General features: G+C 56.6%; 1 protein-coding gene. It reads left to right on the top strand.

All coding sequences use genetic code 11. The features are described from left to right. Positions 1 to 365: 365 nt before the first annotated feature. On the top strand, positions 366 to 3,071 hold a 2,706-nt coding region (locus WC600_19070), incomplete at its 3' end, for a hypothetical protein (GenBank protein MFA4904830.1).

Genomic DNA, 3,071 nt, shown 5'->3' with positions numbered 1-3,071 from the left:
CTTACGGCTACACCTACAAGCAAGTAGTAGACCATGAGGTTTTTCATAATCGAATCTCTAAAAACGATGTCTCCGCCAAAAAACTTCTAGAGGACATTGACAGGGATTCCCAGATATTCAAAGACTTTTCCGAAAGCATTAAAGGCATGTATGCTGAAATGGGATTTCCTGCCTTATCTTTAGACGCAATCGCAGAAGAATTGGCAGCTAATTACGTTGCCGGAATACCGTTATCTATGCCCGATGGGAAGACCGTTTCTCTTAGCCGGGCTTTTAAGGACCCAGCTAAAGTGTTCGGTCTTAGGTTAAAATATAAGAGCACCTTGCCTCCCCGGGCTTCGCCCATTGGACAACAAGAAAAGAAGTTGGCGAAACGGGGGCCCCCTGAGACAGAACCGGAAACCAAGAAGACCTCCACCAAGAACGCCGTAACCGAGGAGGAGCGCCGGGTCCGGGGTCTGGACCCTGTGCAGAAAGAACTCTTCCAGGTTGAGCCCGGGGCGGCTGAGGCTAAACGCCTGGTGGACGAGGGCATACAAGACCCCCGCGAACTGGCGGCCAGGATTGCCAAGTCGATCCACTCCGGTAAACAGACGCCGATCACCGACGTTGAGGGCGCCATGCTAATGTACGACCGGATGCGCCTCTACAACGCCGAGTCAACCCTCATGGACGACCTGGAGAAGGCCCTGACTGAGGGGGGCGATGTTGCGGCCGTCCGGCAACAACTGGCGGTGGTTGCCGACGCATTGGACCTCAACGACCGGGCAGTCACCCACGCCGGTACGGTAACGTCGGCCTCTTTCCGTATGCGGCAGTATTTCATTACCCAGGATTATTCTCTCGCCAGGATATTGCAGCGGGCCCGGGTGGCTCACCCGAGCGGCGAACTGCCTGACGCCTTGCGGGAAAAGCTGACTGCCCTTACCCTGGAGCTCCAGGCGGCCAACAAAAAACTTGAAGCCTACGAGAAGGGCAAGGATGAAAAGAAGGTCAAGCAAAGCGTCAAAGACATCGAGCAGCGCATTGACCGGGCCATAAGGAAAGGCGAGGCACAGAGAAAGCCCAAGGTCGAGGCTATGGCCAACTTCAAGAGCCTGGCTGAAAAGTTCCGGGGCACCCTGGGACAGTTGAACATGCTCCTGGGGCCGAATCAAGTGGCGCTCCTGGCTGAGATGGCGAAGGAACTGGTCATTGCCGGTGTCACCGACGCTAAGATGGTCGTCAATACTATCTTCGATGAACTGAACATCCCCGATCTCTCCAAGCGCGACGTGGAAGAAGCTTTATCCGGCTATGGCAAGGTATCCAAACCGAGCCAGGACGAGATTGACAAGGCCCTCCGGGAAGTGCGGCGCCAGATACGGCTTTTCCTCAGCCTGGAAGATGCCCTGTCCGGCCAGATGCCGCAACGGACTGGGTTGCAGCGCGACCCGGTATCCGACGAGGTGCGGGCGCTCACCCGGGAAGTCAAGCAGGCCATGCGGGACGCCGGTATTGACAGCACTTCATCCCGGACCCCGGAAGAGCAGTGGAAGACCTCGCTGGACGCCGCCAAGACCCGGCTCAATAACCAGATCAGGGACAACAAGAAGCGCCTGGAAGATTTGAAGGCTGGCCGGCCGGTCCTCAAAAAGAAAGGTGGCCTTACCTATGATCAGGAAGCCTCAGACCTGAAAGCAGAGAACGACATGCTCCGGGCCGCCATCCGGGAGATCGAGGGCAAGCCGGGAATGTCGGATGAGCAGAAGTTAAGGATGGCGACCGAAGCCGTTGAGAAGTCCATCGCCAACTGGGAGCGTAGGATCAAGGAAGGCGACCTGAGCCCGGCCAAGAAGGGGGACGCCACTTCCGAGACTCCACAACTCCATGCTCGCCGGGCCTACCGGGACCGCCTGAGAAAAGTTTATCAGCAGATGGTGAAAGATGCTCAACCAACCATCGACCCGGAAGTGGCGGCCTTGCGGCGGTACAAAGCATACCTTTTAAAACGGGATGCCCAGTTACAAAATATGCTGGATACGGGCAATTTCGAGAAGTCAGCCAAGCGGGTGCTGAACCTGGATCCTGAGGCCAACCGCCTGAAGGCCAACGTCGAGGCCAAGAAGCATCAAATAGAGGCGGAAATTTTCAAGCGCAAGATGGAGGCCCGGTCCACTCTCTCTAAAGGTCTGGACTGGGGTTTCAAGTTTCGTCGGGGCGTGATTCTTTCCGGGGTGGGCACCCTGGGGAAACTTGCCGCGGCGGCCACCATGCGACAGATTTCTACCCCGCTGGAGGACTTCGTAGGAGCGGCTGTCAGGATGGTTCCTTACATGAAGCCGATGTTCTCCCTGGCGCCGACGGAAGGCGGGGGGATTAACGTCAGGGCCGAGGCCGCCGGGTTCGTTCAGTGGTTCAAGAAACAGACCTGGCAGGAAAGTTGGGGAATCCTCAAGATGCAGCCTACGGAACTTGAGTTGCTGTATGGCAAGCACCGGCCTCACCTCCCCGACTCCTGGCTGGACTGGTTCGGACACATGCACCAAGCTCTAAAAAATCCCATCAAACGAGTCATATTTTATCGCACCTTGCAGCGTCGTACCGAGTGGGCTATGAACCACGGCATTGATATGACTCACCCGGCAAACATCATGGCAGTATCGACGGCGGCCTATCTGGAAGGCAATCGGGCCATTTTTATGAACGACAACTTTGCCTCCAAAGCGTTTTTTAAACTTATCAGAGAGCTAAAGGCGACGGGGCAGCCCGGGCTTCAAACCCTGGCGACCGCACTTCAATTCCTGATGCCCATAGTTAAGGTCCCCACCAACTTCACCGGAGAAGTCTTGTCCTACACCGTCGGGCCTCTCATGGCGGCATCCAGATATTACAGCAGGGGCGGGGCCAAGGGTATGAGGCTCCTGACCGAGCATATTAAGAAGCACCCCAATCAGGCTTTTGCCCCTCCCAAGGGGTTCAAGGGTATGAGCACGGACGATGCTGACTACATTGCCCGAAACCTGAAGAAAGGCGGTCTGGGGATGCTGCTCTTCTTGCTGGGCATGGCCGGGGCGGCCAGCGTCGGAGGA

This window comes from Desulfobaccales bacterium (genome assembly GCA_041648175.1).
Taxonomy (GTDB): Bacteria; Desulfobacterota; Desulfobaccia; order Desulfobaccales; family 0-14-0-80-60-11; genus 0-14-0-80-60-11.
The sequence above is the reverse complement of the archived record's forward strand: the minus strand, read 5'-3'. Positions and strand labels throughout refer to the sequence as shown.